This window comes from Arthrobacter sp. ISL-72 (assembly GCF_018613755.1).
Classification (GTDB): Bacteria; Actinomycetota; Actinomycetes; order Actinomycetales; family Micrococcaceae; genus Arthrobacter.
On record NZ_JAGGPP010000006.1, the window covers coordinates 346368 to 371679 of the forward strand.

Sequence of the window (25312 nt, forward strand, 5' to 3'; positions counted from 1 at the left end):
GTAGGCGAGTGACCAGGAGGTAGCCATGTCGGAGGCGACGTTAGAGGCGGTGATGGCCGAGCTGGCCGCGCTGGACGAACCGAAGATGCGCGAGGCAAACGAGAAGCGCGGGGACGACCACGGCGTGAACCTCTCCAAGTTGCGCGCGGTAGCGAAGCGGCTAAAGACGCAGCAGGAACTGGCCCGCGAATTGTGGGGCACGGGCGACACAGCGGCGCGGCTGCTGGCACTGTTGGTCTGCCGGCCGAAGGCGTTCCAACGCGACGAGCTGGACGCCATGCTCCGTCAGGCTCGCGCGCCCAAGGTGCATGACTGGCTGGTGAACTATGTGGTCAAGAAGAGCCCGCACGCCGAACAGCTGCGCGTGGCGTGGACCGCGGATCCTGACCAGGTGGTCGCCAGTGCCGGCTGGGCGCTGACCACTGAACGGGTTGTGAAGAAGCCTGCGGGACTCGACCTGTCCGGGCTGCTGGACACGATAGAGGCGGAGATGAAGGACGCCCCGGACCGCCTGCAGTGGGCGATGAACCACACGCTGGCACAGATCGGGATCGAGCATGCAGAGCACAGGGCGCGCGCGATCGACATCGGCGAACGCCTGGAGGTGCTCAAGGACTATCCGACCCCGCCGAACTGCACGTCCCCGTTCGCGCCGGTCTGGATCAAAAAAATGGTGAGCAGGCAACCCGGGGCCTGATGGCCGCCGCCCCTTTTTCGGCAGCTGGACCGCACCAAGCCCGGGGCGCATAGGGGAGTGGGTGGCCCTCGCGCGGCTCCCGCAAGTGTGCTTGTGTGTACCATGTAGCGCGGATCCAGGAGGGGCCGCGGCCGTTGTTCGACGAGGTGGCACAACATGAGGTTGACGACCACGACCAACGTCTCAGTGGATGGCGTCATGCAGGGGTTGGGCGGACCTGACGAGGATCGGAGCGGCGGCTTCGACCGCGGCGGGTGGGCCATACCGCTTCTCGACACCGAAACCGGGGATTATCTCAACCAGGTCTACGGCCGCGCAGCTGCGTTCCTCTTCGGCCGGCGGACGTATGAGATCTTCGCCGGGTACTGGGGAGCGATGGCCGATCCCACCACCAACCCTATTGCCGCCGCGCTGAACAGCAGACTCAAGTACTTGGTATCGACCACTCTCGGCGACCCGTAGTGGGCCGGCACAACTGTGCTGCATGGCGACCTCGCAACTGCCGTCGGTGATCTGAAGGCGAATCACGACGGCGAACTGCTGGTGCCCGGCAGCGGTGCCCTCGTCCGGTGGCTGCTCGCCAACGGACTGGTCGACCAGCTCGACCTGGTCACGTATCCGGTCGTCGTCGGCCAAGGCACACGGCTGTTCCCCGATTCCGGTCCCGACATGGCGCTCGAGCTAATCAGCTCGCGGAGCACGTCCGGGGGCATCATCATTCAGACGTATCGGCCTCTCGGGCGTCCGGAGTATGCAGCGTCCACTGTCGAGCCAGACCAAGTGTTTTAGCTGCCGCTGGCCAGACATCGCCGCGCAGCGTCTCAGGCAATCCTCGTGCGGGGTCGTTCATTGGTGCATTCAGTCGTTGATTGCCTCGATGCCCAGCCGCTTGAGCTCGTCGAGATGGTCCCGCATGGCTTGGAGTACATCAGGGGGGTGGCCTTCCCAGTCCAGGACTTCGCTGACTACTCGCAGTGCCTGCCGGGTGCGGTAAGACTTCGTCGGGTTGCCCGGGAATCTCTTGTCCGTCAGGTTGGGGTCGTCCTCGATGGCGCCTGTGGGTTCCACACAGTAGATCCTGCCGGGGCCTTTGTCCGCAGCCAATTCCGCTCCCCAGATGGCCGCATCCAGGGTTGCCGTCAAGTAGATGAAGTTCGCTATCCTCTGCCCGCCGTAATTGGAGGTGTGGCCCGGTTCCAGGAGGTCTCCGGGATTAAGGTCAGCTCTAGTGCCGTGGTAGTAGGGTCCGGAGTCACGGTTGTCAGCATTGGTGGCAAGGTTCATCTGCTGAGTCTGCACGATCAAGAGGTTTTCCGCACCGGCCCATCCGGCACCTCTGCAGCCGACTGCGCATACGACGCCGAGACCCGGTGGTAGACCGGGGTCAGGAAGGCCAGCAGTGCGGCGGCGATCATGATGATCCCGGCGACCAGGAATACCAGGGCGATGCCGCGGGAAGTGCCCTCGCCCAGCAGGGGGGCAAGCTGGGCGGCTCCTTCGGCGGACCGCGCGTACGGGATGATCCAGAATTGGGCGACCGGCGCGATGAGGAACGCAGTGATTGGCGCTGCCGCAGACTCGAATGCCATGGCGAAACCAAAGACCCTGCCCTGGCGGGGCAGGGGCACAACCTGCTGGATGACAGTCTGCTCGGCGGCCTCCACGAAGGGTATCAGGACCAGGTACAGCCAGATGCCGGCGACGTACAGCCAGGCCCACTCCCGCAGCGTGAACACCGCACCGAGGAACCCCATGACGATCACGGCGATAAGCATGGTGCGAAGGGGGTTGGCGCCGAGCCCGAATTTGCCGATCAGCGCGCCGCCCACGATGAACCCGGTGGAGCCGAGTGCGAAGACGGCCCCCCACATCTCCACGGAGAACATCTCCAGGCCGTACGGATCCATCAGCGCCATGTAGACGCCGCCGATGAAGTTGTTGAACGTGGAAAACAGGATGAGCGCGAACAATCCGGCTATGGCAAGCACGGCAGCGACGGAGCCGCGAAGGTCGAAACCGCCGTGAGCGTCCGTGGAGGCCGCGCGGACCTCCTCAGGCACACGCAGGGCGAGCAAGTGCGCGAATGCCAGCGTCGTGAGCACCACGGCGACGACGATGGTCCAGCCCATGCCCAGCAATCCGACCGACAGGCCGGAGAGCAGTGAGGTGACGATGAACATCAGGCCCTGCACCATGCCTACCAGCCCGTTGGCGTTGGCCCGCCGGTCAGGCTCAATGAGGATGGTGACCATCGTGGACAACGCGATGTTGCGCATGTTCTCCACCACGGCACCGACCAGGATGATCAGCATGAAGACCCAAAACCACGGCTTTGTAAGATCCAGCAGTCGGGCGGCCGGTGTCAGTAGGAACATCACCCCGGACAGCGCGAACATCACCAGAGTGAAGCCAGCAGCGAAGCGCATCACCGCGAGTTTGCGGTAGCGGTCCACGAACGTGCCGAAGCTGATGCTCGAAAGGGCGATCAACAGCATGTAAGCGCCGCCTACCACCCCGGTGGCTATGACATTGCGTGTCTGCAGGTACACCCAAAACGTGAGTGCGAACCACAGATAGCTGGTCGTAACATTGGCGAAGGCGGTGTTCACCAAAATCCCGGCGAAGGTGCGGGACCGTTGTGCCGGACTGCGCAAGGACGTGTCGACGCCCTCGGGATCAGACAGGAGCGCAGCCTCGCCCTCCTCGACCGCCCCGGAGCTGACGGCCGCGTCCTTGGGGAAGCCCGCGCTGTCGCCGGCAGCTGCAGCAGCGGCCCTGGGCAGGGCCGGTTCCTGCTCGGTCATGCGTCCCAGTGTACTGACAATTTGTAAGCGCGGACACGATGACTGCCGGGTCAAAAAGTCGCAAAGATGCCAATAGCCGTACTAACCCATCCCGGCAGGCCCGGCCCACGTTCCGGGGGCGCCGGTCCCGGCGCCACCGCGATCGTCATCTTTGCCGCAGCGCAGACAGCGCTTGTAGAGGCTGCCGTCTTCGGTGTGTTCGACATGCCATTCGTGTCGGATGTTCAGCTTGCACAGCAGGACCCTAAGCATGATCTTCTCCGATCTGTGAGTCCACAACCCACGTTGGCAACTCAATGATGGCCCGCGTGCCGTCGCCAGGGAAGATGAATCCGGTCTACTTGAAATCATGGCAGGGCGATGGCCTGCAATAGAAGGCGTATTGCCGCAGGTCGACGAAGAACGCGATAGCAGCAGCGAGGTCCTCCACCACGACAACATCGCCGCGGGGGAGGACGGCGGTCTCAGCTTCGTGTCAGGGGAGCCCCTTTCCGAGACCACCAACCCTGCGTTCAAGGCAAGTGTGATGGGTTTCATCGACTCGGTCGACACGATGATGCTCGGGGCAAATACCTACGTCCAGTCCGTAGGCTACTGGCCGTACGCCGACGAGGAGGGGGAGTACGGCGAGAAGCTCAACAACCTCACCAAGTTCGTCGCCTCGTCGAAGCTGGATGACGCGCCCTGGGGCGACTTTCCCGCCGTGGTCCTAGCGCGCGACCCGGCGGCCACCATCCTGGAGCTCAAGGAGCAGAGCGGCAAGGACATCTGGCTGTGGGGGAGCCTGAGACTCATGCATTCCCTGATGGACGCCGGCGCCGTCGACGAAGTCCGGATGCTGGTCTGCCCCGCGTCACGTGGCAAGGGAACGCGCATTTTCGAGGACCGGCAAATCCTGAAGCTGGCCGCGGCCACCCCGTTCGAGAACGGCGTGGTACTTCTGCGCTACGAGATCAAGAAATACGCGGAAAGTCCGCACTGCGAAGGGCGTCATTGCAACACTCACGGAGGGCGGCCCCGAGACTCGGCGAATGGCATGTCAGCTTGGGAGCCTATGTGGCCGGTTGGGGCGGGCCCCTCTTCCTTTACTTTACATAATGTAGATTATCGGCGTTCTAGCAGGGTGGCCGGAAGGGGATGCGGGAGCCGCTTCCTGTTGTGTGCGAACGGACACTTGCGGCCCTGTTGAAAGGGCCCCAAGTGTCCGTTCGCGCCGAGTCACTCAGGGATTGACGTACGCCGCCAGATGCTCGCCGGTGAGCGTCGCACGCCCAGCGACGAGATCGGACGGCGGGCCCTCGAAAACGATGCGTCCGCCGTCATGACCTGCGCCGGGACCAAGATCAATGATCCAGTCCGCATGCGCCATAACGGCCTGGTGATGCTCGATCACAATCACTGACTTGCCGGAGTCGACCAGCCGGTCCAGCAAACCCAGCAACTGCTCAACGTCAGCCAGGTGCAGGCCTGTGGTCGGCTCGTCCAGGACGTAGACGTCGCCCTTGTCAGCCATCTGGGCGGCCAGCTTCAGCCGCTGCCGCTCGCCGCCGGACAACGTCGTGAGCGGCTGCCCCAGGCTCAGGTAGCCAAGCCCGACGTCCATCAGGCGGGTAAGAATCTTGTGGGCTGCCGGCGTCTTAGCGTCACCGTCAGCAAAGAACACGGCGGCGTCGGTGAGCGGCATGGCGAGCACCTCGGCAATGTTGCGGCCGCCCAGCGTGTATTCCAGGACCGACGCCTGGAACCGCTTTCCTTCGCAGTCTTCGCAGGTGGACTCTACGGTGGCCATAACGCCGAGGTCGGTGTAGATCACGCCCGCGCCGTTGCACGTGGGGCAGGCACCTTCTGAGTTGGAGCTGAACAGTGCCGGCTTCACGCCGTTGGCCTTCGCGAACGCTTTGCGGACCGGCTCGAGCAGCCCTGTGTACGTCGCCGGATTGCTGCGCCGCGAGCCCCGGATCGCGCCCTGGTCAATCACCACCACGCCGTCCCGGCCCGCAACTGAGCCGTGAATCAGCGAACTTTTGCCCGAACCAGCCACGCCTGTGAGCACGCACAGCACCCCGAGAGGAATGTCGACGTCGACATCGCGGAGGTTGTTGGTCGACGCGCCCCGGACCTCCAGCACGATCGAAGAGGAACGCACCGAGTCCTTGAGCCTCGCCCGGTAGTCAAAATGGCGGCCGGTGACGGTGCCGCTCCCCCGCAGCCCGTCCACGGTTCCTTCGAAGCACACCGTGCCGCCGCCGGTGCCCGCGCCGGGGCCGAGATCGACGACGTGGTCCGCGATGGAGATGGTCTCGGGCTTGTGCTCCACCACGAGGACGGTGTTGCCCTTGTCCCGCAGCTGGAGCAGCAGGTTGTTCATCCGCTGGATGTCGTGCGGGTGAAGGCCGATAGTGGGTTCGTCGAAGACATACGTAACGTCGGTAAGCGACGAGCCGAGGTGGCGGATCATCTTGGTGCGCTGCGCCTCTCCCCCGGACAGCGTGCCGGCCGGCCGGTCGAGTGACAGGTAGCCCAGACCGATTTCGGCGAACGAGTCGAGCAGGTGCTGCAGGCCTTTGAGCAGCGGCGCGACCGAAGGCTCGCTGAGCTCGCGGACCCACGCGGCCAGGTCGCTGATCTGCATCTTGCACAGGTCGGCGATGTTCTTGCCCTCGATCTTCGAGGACCTGGCCTCCGGGCTGAGCCGGGTGCCGTCACACTCGGGGCAGGCCTGGAACGTGATGGCGCGTTCCACGAAAGCCCGGATGTGGGGCTGCATCGCGTCGACGTCCTTGGAGAGTATCGATTTCTGGATCTTCGGGATGAGGCCTTCGTACGTGAGGTTGATGCCCTCGACCTTGATCTTGGTTGGCTCCTTGTAGAGAAGGTCTTGCATTTCCCTTTTGGTGAACTTAGCGATGGGCTTGTCCATGTTGAAGCCGGCACCGCTGAAGATTCGGCCGTACCAGCCGTCCATGCTGTAACCCGGCACCGTCAGGGCACCTTCTCCGAGCGATTTGCTGTCGTCGTACAGCGCAGTGAGGTCGAAGTCGGAGACCGTACCCATACCCTCGCAGCGCGGACACATGCCGCCCAGGTAGACCGCGTTCTGCACCACGCTCTTTTCGACCCTGCCGCTCTTCTCGGTGCTCATCACCCCGCTGGCCTTTCGCGTGGGGACGTTGAAAGAGAATGCCGTGGGCGGGCCGACGTGCGGCTGGCCCAGCCGACTAAAGAGGATGCGCAGCATCGCGTTGGCGTCAGTGGCGGTCCCGACGGTAGAGCGGGGGTTGGCGCCCATCCGCTCCTGGTCCACGATGATCGCTGTCGTGAGGCCTTCAAGAAGGTCGACGTCGGGCCGGGCCAGGTTGGGCATGAAACCCTGCACAAAGGCGCTGTAAGTTTCGTTGATCATCCGCTGCGACTCAGCGGCGATTGTGCTGAACACCAATGAGCTCTTGCCGGAGCCGGAGACGCCCGTGAATACCGTCAGCCGGCGCTTAGGGATCTCCAGGCTGACGTCTTTGAGGTTGTTCTCGCGGGCGCCCTGCACGCGGATCAGGTCGTGGCTGTCGGCGAGGTGCTCCGCTTGTAATTGCGAGTCCGTCTGGGTGGCCATGCTCATCGTGTCTCCATTTCTAGGTCGGGGGCAGCCTGCCGTCATGCCGTCGGCATCGTCTGGCTCCATCTAACCAGCCCCGGGGTCCCGGCGCGGCCCGGACGAAGTTTTCTACTGTTCGGTAGCCCCCATTGTCTTAAACAGCAAAGCTCACTGAGAATGAACCATGACGGTCTACCTGAGGTCCCTGGAAACTGCTGTCCCGCCCACCGTACTCATTCAGTCTGAAGCCCGCGACGTCTTCGCGGCCCAGCCCGGCCTGACCAGGCTGGGTTCCCGGCTGGTTCAGACGTGTTTCGATTCCGCAGCCATCGACACGAGGTATACGGCTGTCGCCGAACTCACCAAGGATAGCCGCGCGGATGCTCCGCAGTTCTTTGATCCGGATACGGGCCTGGTGCTGAGTCCCAGCACCAAGGTCCGGAACGACATCTTCGGCCGCGAAGCCACCAAGCTCTTTGTGGAGTCCGCCAAGGCCGCGCTGGATGCCTGCCCCGGCATCGAGGAAGCTGACATAACGCATCTGGTAACGGTTTCCTGCACCGGCTTCTTCAACCCCGGCCCGGACTACAAAATCGTCCGGGCCCTCGGATTGAATCCGGCCGTGCAGCGCTACCACCTCGGATTCATGGGCTGCTACGCGGCCTTTCCGGCACTGCGTGCCGCCAAGTCCTTTTGTGAGGCGGACCCCGACGCCGTTGTCCTGGTGGTCTGCGCCGAGCTGTGCTCCCTCCATGTCCGCACCTCCAACGACCCGGACACCATCATGGGCTCGGCCCTTTTTGCCGACGGCGCCGCAGCCGCAGTCGTCTCCGCCAGGGACATTCCGGAAGGAACCCCGTTGCTGCAGCTGGACCACTTCGAGACCGTGCTCACGCCCGTCGGCGAGGAATCCATGGCATGGAACATCGGCGACGAGGGCTTCGAAATGGTGCTGGGCAACTACGTCCCGCACATCATTGACGAGCACATCATCGGCGCACTCGAACCGCTGCTCTCCCGTGAGGAATCGCTGCGCGGACTCCCCTACCGGGACATCACCCACTGGGCCATCCACCCCGGCGGGCGGAGCATCCTGGACAAGGTGCAGTCCCGGCTGGACCTCACGGACGAGCAGTTGGTGCCCGCCCGTGAAACCCTCCGTAACTTCGGCAACATGAGCAGCGCCACCGTGCTCTTTGTCCTCAAGCACATTGCAGGACTCCCGCCGCGTGACGGCGACGAACGCATCTGTTCGATGGCGTTCGGCCCAGGCCTCACGGTGGAGACGGCGATGTTCACCAAGGTGCGTGCACCGCTGACGGAACCATCAAACGCAGACACCCGGTCGGCTGCCCGGAACGGCGCCGGAACGAACGACCCCGGAAACCAGGAGGCCGCGGCACGGACTGAGGCGTCACTCATCTGATGACCGCCCTGGGACTCCTGCGCCAACGTGACGTCCATGCGGTTGAGGAAATGGACCGTCCTGAGTGCGATCCGGCGCGCCTGAACCGGACGTACGCGCAGTTTCCGGTGGTCAACAGGGCCGTGTCCGGATGGCGCGGAATCTACCGGACGCTCCTCAGGCCCGCACTGTCGGCCACCAAGGTGACCACCCTGCTCGATATCGGCTGTGGCGGCGGCGACGTGCCGGTCCTGCTGGCTGCGTGGGCGGCCCGGGACAGGCTGAGGCTGGAAATCACCGCCATTGACCCGGACCCGCGCGCCTTCCGGTTCGCGGTGCGCCACAGGAAGGCCAAGGGAGTGACATTCCGGCAGGCGTCCACGGCCGACCTGGCAGCGGAAGGGCGGCGCTACGACATCGTGATGTCCAACCATGTCCTGCACCATCTGGGCACGGCAGAGCTGCCGCAGTTCCTCGCCGAATCAGCCCTCCTGTCGCGCGGCACCGTCATCCACAACGACATCCGCCGCAGCCCCGCCGCCTACGCCCTGTTCTACGCCGCGTCCTGGCCGTTCCCCGGTTCCTACATCAGGGAAGACGGGCTCACCTCCATCCGCCGAAGCTACACCACCGCGGAACTACAGGCCGCCGCTCCCCCGGGCTGGGCCGTTGCGCGCCGCTCCCCCTTCCGGAACCTGCTCACTCTGGACAGGACTGGACTCGGTGATTGACGTCGTCGTGGTGGGCGGCGGACCCGTTGGTCTGTTCATGGCGGCCCTCCTGCTGCAGCACGGCGTATCGGTCCGTGTCCTGGAACAGCGCGCCGAGCCGAACCCGCACTCCCGCGCGATCGGAATCCATCCGCCGTCGCTGGAAGCACTCGACGGCGTCGGGGTGGCGGCCGCCCTGACCGCCGGGGGCGTTCAGATCCGGCGCGGCCTTGCCATCGGGGGCGGCGCGGAAGTGGCGGCGATGTCCTTCGATGGCGTGTCCGGCCGCTACCCGTTCGTGCTGTCGCTTCCGCAGGCGCGTACGGAAGCCGTCCTGGAGCGGCGCGTCATGGAGCTTGACAGCGGCTCGTTGCAGCGCGGAGTCACCGTGACAGGACTGCACGACGACGGCGGCACGGTGGCGGTCGACGTCGTCACCGCCGGCCAGGAAGCCCGGATTTACGCCGCACTGGCCGTGGCCGCGGACGGTGTCCGCTCTACAGTGCGGCAGTTGCTGGGCGTCCCGGCCACGTTCCGTGAATATCCCGACGCATACCTGATGGGAGACTTCGCCGACAGCACCGCCTTCGGCGCCGACGCAGCGCTGTTCCTGGAACGCCCGGGGATCGTGGAGTCCTTCCCGCTGCCGGGAGGAGTGCGGCGCTGGGTGGCGAGACTGCCGGCAGCCGGGACGGAGCCGCCGACGGCCGCTTCCCTGGCGAATATGGTCGGGGAACGGACCGGAATAGCCGTTGATGCCGGCAGCAACTCGATGCTGAGCATGTTCGGCGTCCGCTCACGCCTGGCCCAACGCATGGTCCGCGGGCGAACAGCGCTCATCGGTGACGCCGCCCATGAAATCAGCCCCATCGGCGGCCAGGGAATGAACCTGGGTTGGCTGGATGCCGCTGAACTGGCGCCGCTCATCCTCAGCCGGTTGGGACAGCGTGCCACGGAGCGGGACCTGGCCTGCTTTGAAAGTCACCGGCTGCAGGCCGCCGCGAGGGCTTCCCGGCAGGCCGAAATCAACATGGCGCTGGGCCGGCCGCTGCCCACGCCGCTCTGGCATGTCCGGAACCGGCTGATCGGATTCGCAGGCGGCACGCCGGCCATCAATTCACGCGTGGCGGCCCGGTTCACCATGCATTAGGGTCACCAAGCACCGGCTTCGCCGGTGAACTAGTCGCCGGTGAAGTAGCAGTCGTAACTGTCCTGGCTGGCGATGCGGCCGTCCCGGACCTCGAAGACGGAGGTGGTACGGGCCCGGATGGTTTCGCCGGCGTCCCAATAGCGCAGATTCACCAGCAGCGTGGCGGACCAGTCCACTTCCAGCACCACGCGGCCGCCTTCGCAGGTGGTCCGCCTAATGTCGAAGCGCTGATCGGACACCACCTGCCTGCTCTGATCGGCGCCCGCCAGCACCTGCTGGCGGCTGCGCGTGGACCCTTCCGGAGCAAGCAGGTGCGGCGCTTCGACCAGGGTGAAGTCCTCGGCAAGGAAGCTCTCCACTTCAGCGGCCCCGCCGCCGGCCTCGATGGCGCGTACAAATCCCAGGACACAGTCCAGCGGTGCCGGTTCAGTGATGGAAGCCTGTTCAGTCATGGAAAGAGGGTAGCCCACTGCCCATGCGCGGCCGTGCCATGGCTTTAGACTGCTGGCATGAACGGCGTCCTGCTGATGAGGCGACGGCGGCCCGCCGCGGCCGTCGTCGTCCTGGCGGTACTGGCGGCCGGCGCAGCGGTGCAGGGCTGCGGCGCCGATTCACAGGCGCCCGTCCCGCTTACTGCCGAACTCAATCAGTTCAGGGACAACTACAGCACGCAGATCATCGAGATCCAGTTGAGCAACACCTCGGCCGCTCCGGTCACGGTGCTCAGCGCCGAAGTGTCGAGCCCCCTGTTCCCGGCAGGGATTGCCTGGCAGACGGAGCAGGCGGGAACTGAGGTGCCGCCCGGTCAGGCCAAGAGCCTGCCCGCAAAGCTGCCTGCCCCCTCCTGCGATGATCCCGGGGTTGCAACCGGACCCGGCGAAACCGGGGCGGGCCCGGCACCGGCCGAGGTGAAGGTCTCCGTCCGCCGCGACTCAACACTCAGCGAGGAGCACCTGACCGCACCCGACCCCTACGGAGTGCTGACACGGAACCACTCCGAGCTCTGCCTGGCCCAGGAGACGGAGCAGGTTGCCGTCATCGGCCTGGCCCCGGAACTTGAGGTTGCCGCGGACGGCCGCACCGCCGTCGTACGCCTGCAGGTCAGGCCCCTCGATACCGGCACCGGAACACCCCGCTCGCTGACCATCGAAAGCATCGACGGAACCACCCTTCTTGCCGAAGCGCCGGAAGCCCCCTGGCCGCGCGGGGTTACGGTTGTTGCCGGCGGGGACGACCAGGAGGTGCGTCTTCGCATCCGTCCCGCGCGGTGCGATCCGCATGCCGTGGCCGAAGACAAGGTGGGCACGCTGCTGCCGCTGCGCCTTGAGGTGGGCGAACGCAATGGTGTGCTTAAAGTTGCCGCCGGCCCCGAACTGAAGGGCCGGCTGTACCAGTTCGTCACGGCGGCCTGCAGAGCGCACTAGGCTTTTCCCATGCTTCATGCCGCAAAACCCACGCCGTTCAGCGCCGCCCGGATCCAGGAAACAGTCCGGGAAATCCTGGCCGCCGGCACGCTTCCCCCCATTGTCCAGGCGGGCCATCCCGTGCTGCGCCAGCGGGCGGCCCTGTACGACGGACAGCTGGAAACCGTCGAGCTTGACGCGCTGATCGCACTGATGCGGGCGGTGATGCACGACGCGCCGGGAGTCGGCCTGGCGGCCCCCCAGCTGGGCATCTCCCTGCAGCTGGCCGTCCTTGAGGACCAGTACGACGTCGACGCCGAAACGTCCGCCGTCAGATCACGGTCTCCGCTGGAGTTCTTCGCGATCCTCAACCCGTCGTACGCTCCGCTGGGCACCGCAACGGCCGAATTCTACGAAGGCTGCCTGTCGCTCAGCGGACTTCAGGCCGTGGTCTCACGGCACGAGTCCGTGCGGCTCGACTTCACCGACCCGCATGGAACCGCGCGGCAGCGGGAGTTTTCCGGCTGGCAGGCGCGGATCGTGCAGCACGAGACCGACCACCTGCACGGAATCCTCTACATCGACCGGGCCGAGCTGCGCTCGCTGAGCAACAACGCAGAGTACGCGGCCCGGTGGGCACACCCGGACATCGGGCTGGCCCGGCAGGAGCTGGGCTTCCTGCCGGACAAACCGCAAACCAGCTAGCCGTTCCCCGGATTCGCCTTGGAGGGCAGATAGCGGGCCCACCAGCGCAGAATCCCCTCGAAGCGCTGCTTGCGGTGATGGGGCGTGCCGGACCGGGACAGCTCATGGTTCTCGCCCGGAAACACCAGGAAGGCCGCCTCAACTCCCTGCTGCTTCAGCGCTGTGAAGTAGCGCTGGCCCTGTTCCACCGGGCAGCGCAGGTCATCTTCGCTGTGGATGACCAGCGACGGTGTCCTGACGTTCCCGATCGCGGCCATAGGGCTTTGCGCCGCCATCTGTTCGGCCGAGGTGCCGGTGTATTTCCCGCCGAAAAACCAGCCGATATCGGAGGAACCGATGAAGCTCACGGGATCCAGGAAGCCGCGCTCAACAATGGCGGCCTTGAAGCGGTGGTCCTGGCTGATGGTCCACGCGGTGAGATAGCCGCCGTAGGAACCGCCCATGATCCCCAGGGCCTTGCCATCCAGCTCCTGGAACTTGGCCAGGGCGCCGTCCAGGAAGGCCAGCACATCCTGCATGTCCACCGTGCCCATTTTTTCCTTGATGGACCGGCCATGGGCCTGCCCGTACCCGGAGGATCCCCGCGGGTTGCACATGAGCACCGCATAACCTGCGGCGGCGTACACCTGCGCCTCGTCAAACAGGGCCACGGTGTACTGCGAGAACGGGCCGCCGTGGATGTTCAGCAGCACGGGATGCGGCCCTTTCCCGGGCGGCATCACCAGCCAGCCGTGCACCGGGTAGCCGTCCGCCGAATCGAAGGTCAGCTCCCGCGGCTCGACGATCTCGGCCTGAAGCCGCAGTTCGGCGGAGAAATCCGTCAACAGCCGTAGTTGTCCGTCTTCCAGGACGGCAAGATCCCCGGCCGTGGCCGCGTCCGCAAAACTGACCACCAGGGCCCCGCCCGCGGATGCTGCCCCGGTGACCACCCGGTCGCCGTGAACCAGCAGTGAGTGGTCACCGGTGGCACCGAACTGCAGCAGTTCCACCGTGCCCTGTGCGTTGTTGAGCACCAGCACCGAGTCAGGGCCGCGGAGTTCCAGGCTGTCACCGTTTCCGGTGACGTCCATCGTTTCCACGTCGCTGAGGACGGTGGCGTCCCCGCCTTCCGCAGCCATGACGTAGACCGCAGTGTTCTTCGCGACAAAGTCCTGGCCCGACTCGCCAAGATCCTGGGCAGTGAAAAACAGCCATCTTCCATTTGCGGACTGCCGTGCGGCCGTGACCGTCTGCCGCCCGCTGTTGGCGGCCTTGACGGGTTCCGGCGGTCCGCCCGCGGCGGGTACCCGGTAGACGCCGGTTTCCAGGTCGAAATCGCTGTTTTCGTGAAGGGAGGCGATGAAATACACGGAGTGTCCGTCGGCACTGAACGATGCACCGTTGTGGTCTGTCGCTGCGAACGTCAGCTGCCGCGCCGGCGGGAGCAGAGCTGCGGGTGACGCCGCGTCAGAATCCGGATCCTCGCTGCCGGCCTCGGCTTTTCGGGCTTTCAGCGCGCGCCCCGCGGGCGCCACCCGTGGTTCCTCGTCCAGTTCCGGGACCTCCACGATATAGAGCTGGACGGGCTTGTCCGCCGTATATCCGACGCTGTTCATCCTGTACTTGTAGTCCGTGATAAACCGTGCATCCTCCCGGCCGGCGGAGACGCCGTCGAGCGTTCCGTATCTGCCGTCGTCGGGCGTTCTGGCTCCGAAGACTATGTGTCGTGAATCCGGGGACCAGGCAAAGGAGGAGATGCCGAGTTTGGCGTCGGTCAGGAGCTGGGGCTCGCCGCCGGCAGCCTCCACGACGTGAAGCTGCGGGTTCCCGTCCGGGGTTGCCCGCAGAAACGCCAGGACCAGCCCGTCGGGCGAAAAAGCAGGGGCCGTGTCGCGAAAACCGCGGGTGAGCCGGCGCGGCAGCTTGTCCGGCTCCAGCGGGACGTTCCACAGCTGTCCCACATAGCTGTCGGCATCGAAGTCGGGACGGACGACGGACACAACGGCCCGGCTGCCGTCAGGGTGCACGGCCGGGGCGGAAACGGACTTCAGCAGGGGCAGTTGATCAGGTTTCACGCTTGTGAGCCTAACGGCTGCAGCATGGTGTGTGAAACACCTCACGCAGCTCGTGGGGCCCCCCGTCCGGCCAGCACAGCAAGGGCACCGGATTAAGGGCGGCCGGGACGGCGGCCCTAGGATTGGATCCATGCATCCCGACGCCGTCCGTTCCCTGCTGTGCCCCGTGTGCCGGACCAGTCTGACCCTCGGCGCCGACCGGCTGACCTGCCCGGACGGTCACAGCTTTGACGCGGCCCGGCAGGGCTACTTTAACTTTCTGGTGGGCAAGGGAACCGTCTTCGAAGCTGATACCGCGGCCATGGTGGCGGCCCGCTTCGACTTCCTTTCCCGTGGCCACTACCAGCCCCTGGCCGACGCGGTGGCGCAGCTGGCAATGCCTGCTCTCCAGGGACCGCACGCGGCAGTGCTCGACGCCGGAACGGGAACCGGCCACTATCTCAACACTCTGCTGGCGGCGGTTCCCGCGGCCGCCGTCGGACTGGACATTTCCAAGTTCGCGCTGCGCCGCGCTGCCCGCCTGAATCCCGGCGCCGTCAACCTGGTCAGCGATGTATGGCAACCGCTTCCGGTCGCGGACACCGCCGTCGACGTCGTGATGGTGGTTTTCGCCCCGCGGAACGCCGCAGAATTCGCCAGGGTGCTCCGCCCCGGCGGCCGCTTCGTTGTGGTGACCCCGCGTCCGGGCCACCTTGGGGAGATCGCCGGACAGACCGGCATGCTGGGCATTGAACCCGCCAAGGAGGAACGGCTCGCCGCCTCCCTCGAAGGACATTTCACCGCGCATTCCACCCGGGACCTCGACCTGGAGCTGGAACTGGAACCGGTCGACGTCGGCAACCTCGCCCTGATGGGGCCCGCCGGCCACCACCTGGAACGGGACGGGCTGGAGGCCACCATTGCCGGGCTGCCCCCGGCCACCAAGGTCTCGGCCCGGTTCCGGATCAGTGTGTTCGAGCCCGTGAAGCAGCCGTCCGCATAACGACTTGGCTACTTTCAGGGCGTGCCAGACGGCCGCCTCCTGCGCCCCGCAGCTTCGGTCTACGATGGAAGGACACTAAGCGGGGGCCTGCTTCCGCAGCTCCGCGGTCCAAGGGGGAACGCATGTTTGAGTGGCTTGGCGAGAACTGGTGGGCATTGTGGCTCACGGTATTCCTGGCGTTTGCGGTGGTGGAGATGCTGACGCTGGACCTCTTTTTCATCATGCTCGGCGGCGGGGCGCTGGCCGGGCTGCTGGCCGATTTCGCCGGCGCCGAGTTCTGGCTGCAGATCGTGGTCTTCTGTGTTGTCTCCCTGCTGATGGTGGTGTTCGTTCGCCCCGTGGCGCTGAAACACCTGAAGAAAGGCCCCGCGGAACAGCGGAGCAACATCGACCGCCTCATCGGCGAGTCCGCGCTGGTCATGGAGACCGTCAGCACCACCTCGGGCCTGGTCAAAATCGGCGGCGACGTCTGGAGCGCACGCTCGGAGGCCGGAGTCCTCAACGCCGGGCAGCGCGTGGTGGTGTCCGCCATCGACGGAGCCACCGCCGTTGTGGCACCGCAGCCCGAAACGGCCATTCAGTAAGACGCACACTTTGTCCGGCCGCCGCCACTGGCGCCGGACAGGCCGCGGGACACCGCCGCCAACATCGCAAGACACATAACTGGGGAATAGGTGAAGTATGGATATCGCAGTAACAATCGTGCTGCTGGTTCTCGTTGCGTTCGTAATAATCGTGCTGGTCCGGTCGGTGCGGATCGTCCCGCAGGCCCGTGCTGGCGTGGTGGAGCGGCTCGGGAAGTACCAGCGCACGCTGCTCCCCGGCCTCACCATCCTCATTCCCTTCGTGGACAGGCTCCTGCCGCTACTCGACCTCCGCGAACAGGTTGTCTCGTTCCCGCCGCAGCCGGTCATCACCGAGGACAACCTGGTGGTCTCCATTGACACCGTGGTCTATTTCCAGGTCACGGACGCCCGGGCTGCCACCTACGAGATCGCAAACTACATCCAGGCGGTGGAGCAGCTCACCACCACCACGCTCCGCAACGTTGTCGGTGGCCTGAACCTCGAAGAGGCCCTGACCTCCCGTGACCAGATCAACGGCCAACTCCGCGGCGTCCTGGATGAAGCCACGGGCCGCTGGGGCATCCGTGTTTCACGTGTGGAACTGAAAGCCATCGACCCGCCCCACTCCATCCAGGACTCGATGGAGAAGCAGATGCGGGCAGAGCGCGACCGCCGCGCGGCCATCCTCACCGCCGAAGGCACCAAACAGTCGGCCATCCTCACCGCCGAAGGCCAGCGTCAGTCCTCCATCTTGAAAGCCGAAGGTGACGCCAAGGCGGCCATTCTCCGTGCCGACGGCGAAGCCCAGGCCATTCAGAAGGTGTTCGACGCCATCCACAAGGGCAACCCGGACCAGAAGCTGCTGGCCTACCAGTACCTGCAGACCCTGCCCAAACTGGCCGAAGGTTCCTCCAACAAGCTCTGGATCATTCCGAGCGAAGTCGGGGAAGCCCTGAAGGGCATCGGGAACGCCCTCGGCGGCACCAACCCGGATCCCCGCACAGGCGGCCTGTTCGACGCCGGCACGGACGACTCCCAGCCTGACAGCTCCCAGCAGGGAGACAGGCAGGCAAGCGTCCCCCCGGTGAGCGACCCGAGGCAGCCGCTGTAGGACCTACCGGTTCTCGTTGGCGAAGGGGAGGTACCCGCGTTGACCTGGTCCACGTTGCGGGTGCCACCCCTTCCGTTTGCCGCGCGCGCCGCGCGGCGCGGCGGCGGTGCCGGCTTTACGCGCCGCGAACGTAACCCGTATAATGGGATGTTTGTCCGGGTGGTTCAGACCAGTTGGAACAATAAGGCTTGGCAAAGCGTTGCATCTATTGATGCAGGCAGTGCAAACAGTAGTCCGTGGCGTGAGCTGCCCCGGCTAGCGCGGAGCCTGACTCCGTGAACCGACCAAAGGGAGAAATCATGAGCGATCGCAGCCTTCGGGGCATGCGTCTTGGCGCACAGAGCATGGAGACCGAATCCGGCGTTGAGCCGGCTCCACGCCAGCGGGTTGAGTACCGTTGCGAGGACGGCGAGCAGGTCTTCGTTACCTTCTCCTCCGAAGCCGAGATCCCCCCGGTATGGGTTTCGAAGACCGGCAAGGAAGCCTTGCTTGTTGACGGCGAACGCCCCATCAACAGCAACGAAAAAGCGGTCCGCACGCACTGGGACATGCTGCTGGAACGCCGTTCCCTGCCTGAGCTCGAGCAGATTCTCGAAGACCGGCTGACCATCCTTCGCGAACGCCGCGGCGAACGGCGCTCGGCTTAGTCCGGATGCGCCTGGCGGCACCCTGCAACTGCAGAGCGTGCCGGTCTGACAGCATAAAGGGCCGGGCCCGTACCCTCCATGGGAGGCTACGGGTCCGGCCCTTTGCGCACTAGGAGGCGGCGGAACCCCGGCCCGTGAGCTTCTGCCAGCGCGCGGTAAGTCCCCACTTGGTCACGTTGATCATGGCTTCCACCACGATGTTGCCGCTCATCTTGGAAGCGCCCAGTTCGCGCTCGACGAAGGTGATGGGGCGCTCCACGATCTTCAGCCCCATCTTGGCCACCCGCCAGGCGAGGTCCACCTGGAACCCGTAGCCTACGGAGTCCACCTGGTCGAGGTTGAGTTTCTCCAGGGTGGTCCGGCGGAAGGCGCGGTACCCGCCGGTGACGTCCTTGATCTGGAGGCCCAGCATCAGCCGTGCATAGGTGCTGCCGATCCGGGAGATTGCCTGCCGGTACAGCGGCCAGTTGACCACACTGCCGCCGGAAACCCAGCGCGAACCCATGGCTAGGTCAGCGCCTTCTTCCACGGCGTCCAGGAGCTGCTGCAGCTGCTCGGGCTGGTGTGAGCCATCGGCGTCCATTTCCACGAGGACCTCGTACCCGGCTTCCAGGCCCCACTTGAAACCGGCGATGTAGGCGGCTCCCAGTCCGGCCTTGCCTTCGCGGTGGAGTACGTGGACCTGGCCATCCTCTGCAGCGATGCCGTCCGCCAGGCTTCCGGTGCCGTCCGGGCTGTTGTCGTCCACCACCAGGACGTCGGAAGCCGGGACGGCCGCACGCAGGCGTGCGAGGGTCTTGGGCAACGATTCCAGCTCGTTGTAGGTGGGGATGATGGTGAGGACACGCACAGCGAGGCCCTTTCCTTGATGGGAGCGGTCACGCGCCGGGAAGCTCAGCAGAACTGCGGGCTAAAAGGCGCAAGTCACCATTATAGGGAGTTTGCGCTTTCCGGGCGCGTCACACGGGCATGCCGCGGGCAGGTCCACAAGCCGCGGGCCAGTTTCAGTCAGATGCGCTGTGCACCGGTGGAACTGTTTTCTGCTGCTAAATGGACCTGCCCCTCGTACTGCCACGGTTCTCCCGCCAGCAGGACCGGGCTGGGTTTCCTGCTGACGGGGGACGCGGCCAGACGGAGCCCTCAAAAGCGGAGTCCGTCCGTTGCCACTCAATGCTACGGACAGCCCCTGCACTGTCAACCCGCGTTTGACGTGCGGTTTTAGGTGTAACCGCAGGTCAGGGAAATACGGCGCGCCGGTTGCTTTTCCGGTCTATGACCGCAGCGAACCGTTTGTGAACAACTCTTTCCCGTCGCGGACGGTCTGAAGGCACATGGGATCGCTGCCGGTGTCCAAGGCCGGGAGCAGCGGTGTGCGGGCCCGGGGGTCCGTGCTCCAGGACTGGACCCGTCCATCGGCAACCTGGACCATAAGTTCCTCCACCTCCCAGACCGCGAAGCTGGCGGGGGCGCCCGGAACGAGCTGGCCGGCCATCGGGTTGCTGTACTTGGCGGCCCGCCAGCCGGCCCGGGTGTGGCCGAGGAAGGCGGCACGTGCGGAGATGCGCTGGTCCGGGTTGCTGTGCTCCAGGCAGGCGCGGACGCTGGCCCACGGGTTCAGCGGAGTCACCGGGCTGTCGCTGCCAAAGCAGATGGGCACGCCGGCGGCGTAGAAGGAAGCGAAGGCGTTCATCTGGCGCTCCCGGTCCCCCAGCCGCTCCTGGTAGAGGCGCCCCGGCCCGCCCCAGGCGGCGTCGAATCCCGGCTGCACGCTGACTGTCACCGAATACCCCGCAAGGCGGCCGATGGCCTCGGCGTCGGCCATTTCCACATGTTCGAACCGGTGGCCGGCTGCCCTGACCCGCTGCTCCCCCACTTCCGCAGCCGCCCGGTCCAGTGCGTCCAGGGCCGCATCCAGTCCGGCGTCGCCGATGACGTGGAACCCGGCCTGGATGCCCAGCAGCGAACACGCCGCCAGGTGGGCGGCCGCCTGGTCCACCGACAGGTAGAGGGTGCCGCGCTCGTCCGGTGCGTCGCTGTAATCGTCCCGGAGTGCGGCGGTGCGGGAGCCGATGGAGCCGTCAATGTTCAGGTCGCCGGCGAGGCCCCGCACGTTTGCTCCCAGTCCGTGAAGAATGCCTTGCGCGTCCTCAGCCGAGCCGGCCAGCTGACCCCAGTACGGGAGTACCTCAGGCATGGGCTGTCCGGAGCCATCCTGGATGTTCCACGCTGCCGCAAGGCGCAAGTCGGCGGGGCCACCGATATGCGGTGCCGCCATCTCCGCGACGGCCACGTAACCGTTTGCGGCAGCTTCAGTCAGGGCGCGCGACTGGAAGTTCCGCAGCGCGTGGTCCGGCAGCTGCCGGGCCGTACGCCTGGCAGCTGTGTGGGCATGGCGCTTCACCTGGCTTCCGCCGGCGTAGCCGTCCAGGCCGGCCAGCCCCGCTGCTTCCGCGAGTGAGGACGACACGAGGGCGGAATGCGCATCCACCCGTGAAAGGTACACGCGCCGGCCTCCTGCCGCACGCTGCAGTTCCTCCCGGCTCGGCAAAGCCTGCTCGGCCCAGTTGCTTTCGTCCCAGCCGTGGCCCAGGACGGCTGCATCCGCGGGGGTACCTGCGGCAGCGGCAGCCACGGCATCCAGGACTTCAGCCGCGGAACGCACGTCCGCCAGCTGGAGTGAGTCCAGGGCGATGCCCGTTTCGGTCAGGTGCACGTGTGAATCGACAAAGCCGGGCGCCAGCAGGGCACCCTGCAGGTCGATGACCTCCATCGACGCATCCGCGATGGACGTTGCCGCTTGCTCTGAGCCGACCCAGGCCACGGTGTCACCGTCCACCAGCAATGCGGTCGCAAAAGGATCCGCAGCGGTGTAGACGGAACCGTTGCGGTACAGCGTCACTTTGCGTTTTCCGGCCGGCAGGTCCGCCCGTGCGTCAATCATATTGTGTGGTGCTCCTAAGCAGCCGTGAAGGTGATGGTCGGGGTGCGGGGCGAGGCGGGATCAGAGGGTCACACCACGGTGGAGTAGGCCACAACGCCGCGCCGCACCAGGATGATGGCCTCGGAGCAGAGCCGCGAAAGCCGCGGATCCAGGCCGGGGATCTTTGCCAGCTGGTCGAGGAGGTCAATGACCTGTTTGACCCACCGGACAAAGTCGCCGGCCGCGAGGTCGGTGCCGCTCAGCACTTCCTGGAGGTGCCGGCCCTTCGACCACTTGAAGATGGGCCAGATGAGACCGAGTTCAGGCTCCCCGGTCAGCGGCAGTTTGTTCTCTTCCTCGGCGTCTTCCAGGATGGACCATTCCCTGACGACGATGTCGACGGCGGTTTCCAGGGACACACTGGGCATCCTGGGCCGCAGCCCGCGCTCTTCGCGCTTTGCCTGGTACACCAGCACGCTGGCGAGTGCGGCGACTTCGGCGGCATCGAGGTCACTGAACGCGCCTTGCCTCAGCGACTGGGAAATAAGGAGGTCCTTTTCACCGTAGATCCGGCGCAGCTTCTGGCCGTCGGCGTTGATCGTCACCTTTCCCGATTCGGAGGTTTCGAGGTAGCCGTAGCTGGAGAGGAGGCCGCAGACCCTGTCGAACGTCTTGGCGATAGTGTTGGTACGGCCCTGGATTTCGCGGATCAGGCCGTCCGTTTCGCGCCGCAGTTTCCACCAGCGCTCCGACCACCGCGCGTGGTCCTCGCGTTCGCTGCAGCCGTGGCAGGGGTGGGACCGCAAGGCGAGCCGCAGTTCGGCGATCCGCTTTTCCTGGTCAGGCAGGGCCGCGGCCCGGCCGAAATCCGTGTTCCGGGTGCTGGCCGGAGACGGCGGGCGGTTTTCCCGGATGGCTTTCCGGGCCGAGGAGGCCAGGTCCTTGCGCGACTTGGGCACCTTTGCGTCGAACGATTTGGGAATCCGGACGCGGGTCACCGGCGTGATGGGTCCTTCGAGGTCCTGGAGGCCTATCCTGCGAAGCTGGTTGTCCAGTGTCAGCACCGCCGGCCGCGGCTCACGGGAGTTGTGGTCGGAGCCCAGCACCACCGCGTAGCCGGGTGCCCTGCCCGAGGGCACATCCACCACATCGCCGGGAAGCAACCTGCTCAGCGAGTCCTCGGTGATGGACTTGCGTGCCCGCGAGGTGCTGCGGGAGGCGGCGTTTTCCGTGTCCGACAGTTCCCGGCGCAGCCGTGAGTACTCGGTGAAATCGCCCAAATGGCACGTCATTGACTTCTGGTAGCCAGCCAGGGATTCTTCCCGGCTCCGGACCTGCTTGGCCAAGCCGACCACTGACCGGTCGGCCTGGAACTGGGCAAAGGAGGATTCCAGGATTTCCCGGGCCCGCGGCCTGCCGAACTGGGCCAGGAGGTTGATGCTCATGTTGTACGTGGGACGGAAGCTGGAGTTCAACGGGTACGTGCGCCGGGACGCCAAACCTGCGACGGCGGTCGGGTCGGTTCCTGGCTGCCACAGGACCACGGCATGGCCTTCGACGTCGATGCCGCGCCGGCCGGCCCGGCCGGTGAGCTGCGTGTATTCGCCGGCGGTGATGCCCACGTGCGCTTCACCGTTGAACTTGTCCAGCTTTTCGAGCACCACCGAACGTGCGGGCATGTTGACGCCCAGTGCGAGGGTTTCGGTGGCGAACACTGCCTTGACCAGGCCTTCGGCGAAAAGCTTCTCCACCACTTCCTTGAAGGTGGGCAGCATGCCTGCGTGGTGGGCAGCGAGCCCGCGCAGGAGCCCGTCCCGCCAGTTCCAGAAACCGAGCACGTCAAGGTCATCCGGCGGGATGTCCTGGGCGGCTTCATCAACGCGGCGGGCAATAACCTGTTGTTCGCGCTCCGTGGTCAGCCACAAGCCGGCGGACACGCACTGCGCCACGGCAGCGTCACAGCCGGCACGGGAAAAGATGAACGTGATGGACGGCAGCAGGTCCTGCTTGTCCAGGCTCGCGATCACCTGGGGGCGGCTGGCCTTCCGGACGGCGCCCTGCTGGCCTCCCTGGGCGCCGCGGTTGTCCCCGCCGCGCTGGTTCTGCTGGCGCCGCTGGCTGCGTCCGCCGTGGCCAAAGCGGGCCCGTGAATTCATCTGGCTCTCGGTGCGTGCCATCGCCAGCAGGTCCGGGTTAACCTCGAAGCCCCGTTCAAGGGCGGCGCTGACCATGGACGCCGTCGCGGCAGGATCCGACTCCCCCTCGGGTGCAATCTCATCAAACGTCGTTTCGCCGGCGAACAGATCCACGATCTCCCGGCCCACCATGACGTGCTGCCAGAGCGGCACCGGCCGGTGCTCGGAAACGATCACGTCCGTGTGGCCGCGGACGGTGTCCAGCCAGGCGCCGAATTCCTCGGCGTTGGAAACAGTGGCGCTCAGCGACGCCACCTGGACTTCGCTGGGCAGATGGATGATGACTTCTTCCCAGACCGCGCCGCGGAACCGGTCGGCGAGGTAGTGCACCTCGTCCATGACCACGTAGCCGAGGTCGTCCAAAGTGTCCGAGTCCGCATAGAGCATGTTCCGCAGGACTTCGGTAGTCATCACGACCACCGGGGCGTCGCCGTTGATGCTGGTGTCCCCCGTGAGGAGGCCGACGTTTTTGGGGCCGTATTTGTCCGCCAGCTCAGAATACTTCTGGTTGCTCAGTGCCTTAATGGGCGTGGTGTAAAAGGCCTTAAGGCCGCGCTGGAGCGCCAGGTAGATGGCGAACTCCCCCACGATGGTCTTGCCGGCTCCGGTGGGTGCCGCAACCAGCACACCCCTTCCCTGCTGCAGGGATTTGCAGGCCTGGCGCTGGAAATCGTCGAGTTCGAAATTCAGCGTCCGGACGAATGCGCCAAGGTAGGTGTTTGCTTCTGCGGTCCGTTCAGCACTGGCCCGATAACGTTCAGACGGTGACTGTGGCCCGGTTATGGAGGACATACTTCCAGCCTAATGGGCGAGGGGCTACAGTTTCCCCAGTTCGGAGCCGGGGGTTGCGACGTCGGCGGTCGCTTCAGTTTCGGCGGCGATCTTCGCGGTCCTCCGGTCCCGGCGCCGGTCGTTGAAGATACAGAGCCCGATCGCGGCAAAAAACAGTGCAAGCAGCGGACCTGCGAGCAGGAACATGGACAGCGCATCGGCGCCCGGAGCGGCAACGGCGGCCAGCACGAACACCAGGAACACCGTGATCCGCCAGGCCTTCAGGATGGTTTCTCCCCTGATGATGCCGGCCATGTTGACGCCCACCAGGACCACAGGGACCAGGAACGCGAGGCCAAGGAACAGGACCATCCGCGTGACGAAATCAACGTAGTCACGGGCATCGATGAGGTTGGAGAAGCCGGCAGGCGTGAACTGGGTCAACGCGCGCACCACCTGGGGTGTGACCATCCACCCCACCCACACACCGGCAAGGAACAGCGGCACGGCGGCGGCCATGTAGCCGAGCGTGTAGTGCCGCTCCTTTTTGGTGAGGCCGGGCGTGATGAAGGCCCACAGCTGGTAGATCCAGATGGGGCTCGAGATCACGGCGCCGATCAACAGCGAGAGCTGGAGCTTGAAGTCAAAAGGCGATGCAATGCTGGAGAAGTTGACCGAGGATGTGCCGCCGGTCGTCTCGGCAATCCGGTCAACGGGTTCCTTGAGGGCGCTCAGTACCGGGTCGTAGAGAATCCAGCCCCCGATGCCGCCAATGACCAGACCGATGGCTGACTTAATGAGCCGGTTCTTAAGCTCCTTAAGGTGGTCCATCAGGGCCATCCGACCCTCAGGGTTGGCTTTACGGCCCTTCGTCAGTGCCACTTCAGGTCAAACGCGGTTCGACGGCGGAACGTCCGTGCCGTCGGCGCTGCCGGTGCCGCTGGTGGGTTCACCGTTCTGCGGTCGGGACTGCGGGTGGTTGACGATTTTGCCCTCGACCGGGCCCGTGCCGTCGTTGGCTTCGGGCTTGCCGTCGTTCTTCATTTCCTTGACCTCGGATTTGATGATCCGCATCGACTGGCCGAGGCTGCGGGCCATCGCCGGAAGCTTGGGGGCGGCAAAAAGCAGCAGAGCCACGATGATAATAATGACGATGGGCCAAGGGCCATCAAAGAGTCGTCCCACTGGAAGTCCTTTCCTCGAAATACATCCTACGTCTAACTGAATTCGATGTCGCGCAGCGCCTGGGGCTGCCCGCGGTCGGCTTTGCGCTGAACGCGGCGCCGGCGGCGCTCTTCCCTGCGGGAGGATTTGGACGCGGAGTAATCATGTCTCATCTGCATCGGCGAGGCAAAAACTGCAGATCCCTGCACCGCCCGCCGTTCCGCAGACCGCTTCTCGTCACTGGCCATTTCCCACTGCGGAGCCGGGTCGGTGAGATCGGCAAGGGGTGCACCGAACCGTTCACCGGCGGCGCCGAGGTCCTTCACCGTGGCCATGAACTTCCTGAACAGCCTGATCCCCAACAGCACATAAAAGAGCAGGGAAACGGCTACGAGTGCTATCCAGATCAGGATCCAAGACCACCAAGGCATGCTGAGTA

At 65.4% G+C, this 25312-nt stretch carries 25 protein-coding genes; 13 read left to right on the forward strand and 12 right to left on the reverse strand.

Translation table 11 applies throughout. The features are described 5' to 3' along the window. Positions 1-25: 25 nt before the first annotated feature. The 3 genes from J7I92_RS07030 to J7I92_RS23790 all read left to right on the forward strand — a co-directional run bounded on the left by J7I92_RS07030 (position 26) and on the right by J7I92_RS23790 (position 1486). A complete protein-coding gene (locus tag J7I92_RS07030; protein ID WP_214838842.1) occupies positions 26-697 on the forward strand; it encodes a DNA alkylation repair protein in 672 nt (223 codons plus the stop codon). 156 nt (positions 698-853) lie between these two features. Then, a complete protein-coding gene (locus J7I92_RS23785) occupies positions 854-1159 on the forward strand; it encodes a hypothetical protein (RefSeq protein WP_251039542.1) in 306 nt (101 codons plus the stop codon). A 15-nt stretch (positions 1160-1174) separates the two neighbouring features. Then, positions 1175-1486 carry a dihydrofolate reductase family protein gene (locus tag J7I92_RS23790; protein WP_311380185.1) on the forward strand — a complete coding sequence of 104 codons (312 nt, stop codon included), beginning with the start codon at positions 1175-1177 and terminating at the stop codon, positions 1484-1486. 69 nt (positions 1487-1555) lie between these two features. Here the strand turns inward: J7I92_RS23790 and arr are convergent, their stop codons facing one another. From arr to J7I92_RS07050, 3 genes are all read right to left on the reverse strand, one after another. After that, positions 1556-1981: an NAD(+)--rifampin ADP-ribosyltransferase gene (gene arr, locus J7I92_RS07040; RefSeq protein WP_214839087.1), complete on the reverse strand. Its 426-nt coding sequence runs from the start codon at positions 1979-1981 to the stop codon at positions 1556-1558. 17 nt (positions 1982-1998) lie between these two features. Further along, positions 1999-3501, reverse strand: coding sequence for an MFS transporter (locus J7I92_RS07045; RefSeq protein ID WP_251039543.1), 1503 nt, complete (start codon positions 3499-3501; stop codon positions 1999-2001). A gap of 81 nt (positions 3502-3582) precedes the next feature. Next, a complete protein-coding gene (locus tag J7I92_RS07050) occupies positions 3583-3753 on the reverse strand; it encodes a hypothetical protein (protein ID WP_214838843.1) in 171 nt (56 codons plus the stop codon). Positions 3754-3883: 130 nt separating this feature from the next. Between J7I92_RS07050 and J7I92_RS07055 the strand changes: the two genes are divergently transcribed. Continuing rightward, on the forward strand, positions 3884-4690 hold the full coding sequence (locus J7I92_RS07055) for a dihydrofolate reductase family protein (protein WP_251039544.1): 807 nt from the start codon (positions 3884-3886) through the stop codon (positions 4688-4690). A gap of 33 nt (positions 4691-4723) precedes the next feature. Here the strand turns inward: J7I92_RS07055 and J7I92_RS07060 are convergent, their stop codons facing one another. Next, positions 4724-7114 (reverse strand): excinuclease ABC subunit UvrA, encoded by a 2391-nt coding sequence (locus J7I92_RS07060; RefSeq protein WP_214838844.1) that lies wholly within the window; start codon positions 7112-7114, stop codon positions 4724-4726. Positions 7115-7274: 160 nt separating this feature from the next. Between J7I92_RS07060 and J7I92_RS07065 the strand changes: the two genes are divergently transcribed. Genes J7I92_RS07065 through J7I92_RS07075 form a run of 3 tightly spaced genes read left to right on the forward strand, consistent with a single transcriptional unit; the run spans position 7275 to position 10355 of the window. After that, complete coding sequence (locus J7I92_RS07065) at positions 7275-8516, forward strand: type III polyketide synthase (protein WP_214838845.1); 1242 nt, start codon at positions 7275-7277, stop codon at positions 8514-8516. Continuing rightward, positions 8516-9226 carry a class I SAM-dependent methyltransferase gene (locus tag J7I92_RS07070; RefSeq protein WP_214838846.1) on the forward strand — a complete coding sequence of 237 codons (711 nt, stop codon included), beginning with the start codon at positions 8516-8518 and terminating at the stop codon, positions 9224-9226. The genes J7I92_RS07065 and J7I92_RS07070 overlap by 1 nt, the downstream gene beginning before the upstream one ends. Next, positions 9219-10355 (forward strand): NAD(P)/FAD-dependent oxidoreductase, encoded by a 1137-nt coding sequence (locus J7I92_RS07075; RefSeq protein WP_214838848.1) that lies wholly within the window; start codon positions 9219-9221, stop codon positions 10353-10355. Before J7I92_RS07070 ends, J7I92_RS07075 begins: the two co-directional genes overlap by 8 nt. A 29-nt stretch (positions 10356-10384) precedes the next feature. Here J7I92_RS07075 and J7I92_RS07080 read toward each other — a convergent pair whose 3' ends face one another. Then, positions 10385-10807, reverse strand: coding sequence for a nuclear transport factor 2 family protein (locus tag J7I92_RS07080; protein WP_214838850.1), 423 nt, complete (start codon positions 10805-10807; stop codon positions 10385-10387). Between the two features lie 57 nt (positions 10808-10864). On the opposite strand from J7I92_RS07080, the gene J7I92_RS07085 reads away from it, so the two are divergent. Together J7I92_RS07085 and J7I92_RS07090 are read left to right on the forward strand one after the other, a co-directional pair. Then, positions 10865-11779 (forward strand): hypothetical protein, encoded by a 915-nt coding sequence (locus J7I92_RS07085; RefSeq protein ID WP_251039545.1) that lies wholly within the window; start codon positions 10865-10867, stop codon positions 11777-11779. A gap of 9 nt (positions 11780-11788) precedes the next feature. Continuing rightward, positions 11789-12463: a peptide deformylase gene (locus J7I92_RS07090; protein WP_214838852.1), complete on the forward strand. Its 675-nt coding sequence runs from the start codon at positions 11789-11791 to the stop codon at positions 12461-12463. On the opposite strand, the gene J7I92_RS07095 is transcribed toward J7I92_RS07090, so the two are convergent. Continuing rightward, the gene (locus J7I92_RS07095) at positions 12460-14517 is read right to left on the reverse strand and encodes a S9 family peptidase (RefSeq protein WP_214838854.1); all 2058 of its coding nucleotides are present in this window, start codon (positions 14515-14517) and stop codon (positions 12460-12462) included. The two genes, J7I92_RS07090 and J7I92_RS07095, sit on opposite strands and share 4 nt — an antisense overlap. Positions 14518-14647: 130 nt before the next feature. Between J7I92_RS07095 and J7I92_RS07100 the strand changes: the two genes are divergently transcribed. The 4 genes from J7I92_RS07100 (at position 14648) to J7I92_RS07115 (ending at position 17823) form a co-directional block, all read left to right on the forward strand. Beyond that, positions 14648-15499: a methyltransferase domain-containing protein gene (locus J7I92_RS07100; protein ID WP_214838856.1), complete on the forward strand. Its 852-nt coding sequence runs from the start codon at positions 14648-14650 to the stop codon at positions 15497-15499. Positions 15500-15621: 122 nt separating this feature from the next. Continuing rightward, a complete protein-coding gene (locus J7I92_RS07105) occupies positions 15622-16083 on the forward strand; it encodes an NfeD family protein (protein WP_214838859.1) in 462 nt (153 codons plus the stop codon). Between the two features lie 97 nt (positions 16084-16180). After that, entirely contained in the window at positions 16181-17176 is a 996-nt protein-coding gene (locus J7I92_RS07110; RefSeq protein WP_251039546.1) for an SPFH domain-containing protein, read from the forward strand. Positions 17177-17475: 299 nt separating this feature from the next. Continuing rightward, a complete protein-coding gene (locus J7I92_RS07115; RefSeq protein ID WP_011692034.1) occupies positions 17476-17823 on the forward strand; it encodes an RNA polymerase-binding protein RbpA in 348 nt (115 codons plus the stop codon). Between the two features lie 109 nt (positions 17824-17932). Here J7I92_RS07115 and J7I92_RS07120 read toward each other — a convergent pair whose 3' ends face one another. The 6 genes from J7I92_RS07120 to J7I92_RS07145 form a co-directional block, all read right to left on the reverse strand. Then, complete coding sequence (locus J7I92_RS07120; protein ID WP_214838861.1) at positions 17933-18673, reverse strand: polyprenol monophosphomannose synthase; 741 nt, start codon at positions 18671-18673, stop codon at positions 17933-17935. A 420-nt stretch (positions 18674-19093) separates the two neighbouring features. Further along, positions 19094-20764, reverse strand: a complete 1671-nt coding sequence (locus J7I92_RS07125) for an amidohydrolase (RefSeq protein WP_214838863.1) — start codon at positions 20762-20764, stop codon at positions 19094-19096. Between the two features lie 68 nt (positions 20765-20832). Next, entirely contained in the window at positions 20833-23730 is a 2898-nt protein-coding gene (locus tag J7I92_RS07130; RefSeq protein WP_214838865.1) for an RNA helicase, read from the reverse strand. A 24-nt stretch (positions 23731-23754) separates the two neighbouring features. Beyond that, on the reverse strand, positions 23755-24549 hold the full coding sequence (gene tatC / locus J7I92_RS07135; protein WP_214839090.1) for a twin-arginine translocase subunit TatC: 795 nt from the start codon (positions 24547-24549) through the stop codon (positions 23755-23757). 48 nt (positions 24550-24597) lie between these two features. Then, positions 24598-24894 carry a Sec-independent protein translocase subunit TatA gene (gene tatA, locus J7I92_RS07140; protein WP_214838867.1) on the reverse strand — a complete coding sequence of 99 codons (297 nt, stop codon included), beginning with the start codon at positions 24892-24894 and terminating at the stop codon, positions 24598-24600. Between the two features lie 32 nt (positions 24895-24926). Next, positions 24927-25304 carry a hypothetical protein gene (locus tag J7I92_RS07145; protein ID WP_214838869.1) on the reverse strand — a complete coding sequence of 126 codons (378 nt, stop codon included), beginning with the start codon at positions 25302-25304 and terminating at the stop codon, positions 24927-24929. Positions 25305-25312 lie beyond the last annotated feature (8 nt).

What these genes read in the sequence shown, in the direction of transcription:
- J7I92_RS07115 (WP_011692034.1), top strand. Translation starts at nt 17,476, where the DNA reads ATGAGCGATCGCAGCCTTCGGGGCATGCGTCTTGGCGCACAGAGCATG.
- tatC (WP_214839090.1), bottom strand. Translation starts at nt 24,549, where the DNA reads ATGGCCCTGATGGACCACCTTAAGGAGCTTAAGAACCGGCTCATTAAG.
- J7I92_RS07070 (WP_214838846.1), top strand. Translation starts at nt 8,516, where the DNA reads ATGACCGCCCTGGGACTCCTGCGCCAACGTGACGTCCATGCGGTTGAG.
- J7I92_RS07105 (WP_214838859.1), top strand. Translation starts at nt 15,622, where the DNA reads ATGTTTGAGTGGCTTGGCGAGAACTGGTGGGCATTGTGGCTCACGGTA.
- J7I92_RS07080 (WP_214838850.1), bottom strand. Translation starts at nt 10,807, where the DNA reads ATGACTGAACAGGCTTCCATCACTGAACCGGCACCGCTGGACTGTGTC.
- J7I92_RS07050 (WP_214838843.1), bottom strand. Translation starts at nt 3,753, where the DNA reads ATGCTTAGGGTCCTGCTGTGCAAGCTGAACATCCGACACGAATGGCAT.
- J7I92_RS07060 (WP_214838844.1), bottom strand. Translation starts at nt 7,114, where the DNA reads ATGAGCATGGCCACCCAGACGGACTCGCAATTACAAGCGGAGCACCTC.
- J7I92_RS07030 (WP_214838842.1), top strand. Translation starts at nt 26, where the DNA reads ATGTCGGAGGCGACGTTAGAGGCGGTGATGGCCGAGCTGGCCGCGCTG.
- J7I92_RS07125 (WP_214838863.1), bottom strand. Translation starts at nt 20,764, where the DNA reads ATGATTGACGCACGGGCGGACCTGCCGGCCGGAAAACGCAAAGTGACG.
- J7I92_RS07065 (WP_214838845.1), top strand. Translation starts at nt 7,275, where the DNA reads ATGACGGTCTACCTGAGGTCCCTGGAAACTGCTGTCCCGCCCACCGTA.
- J7I92_RS07085 (WP_251039545.1), top strand. Translation starts at nt 10,865, where the DNA reads ATGAACGGCGTCCTGCTGATGAGGCGACGGCGGCCCGCCGCGGCCGTC.
- J7I92_RS23785 (WP_251039542.1), top strand. Translation starts at nt 854, where the DNA reads ATGAGGTTGACGACCACGACCAACGTCTCAGTGGATGGCGTCATGCAG.
- J7I92_RS07045 (WP_251039543.1), bottom strand. Translation starts at nt 3,501, where the DNA reads ATGACCGAGCAGGAACCGGCCCTGCCCAGGGCCGCTGCTGCAGCTGCC.
- J7I92_RS07110 (WP_251039546.1), top strand. Translation starts at nt 16,181, where the DNA reads ATGGATATCGCAGTAACAATCGTGCTGCTGGTTCTCGTTGCGTTCGTA.
- J7I92_RS07130 (WP_214838865.1), bottom strand. Translation starts at nt 23,730, where the DNA reads ATGTCCTCCATAACCGGGCCACAGTCACCGTCTGAACGTTATCGGGCC.
- arr (WP_214839087.1), bottom strand. Translation starts at nt 1,981, where the DNA reads ATGAACCTTGCCACCAATGCTGACAACCGTGACTCCGGACCCTACTAC.
- J7I92_RS07100 (WP_214838856.1), top strand. Translation starts at nt 14,648, where the DNA reads ATGCATCCCGACGCCGTCCGTTCCCTGCTGTGCCCCGTGTGCCGGACC.
- J7I92_RS07145 (WP_214838869.1), bottom strand. Translation starts at nt 25,304, where the DNA reads ATGCCTTGGTGGTCTTGGATCCTGATCTGGATAGCACTCGTAGCCGTT.
- J7I92_RS07090 (WP_214838852.1), top strand. Translation starts at nt 11,789, where the DNA reads ATGCTTCATGCCGCAAAACCCACGCCGTTCAGCGCCGCCCGGATCCAG.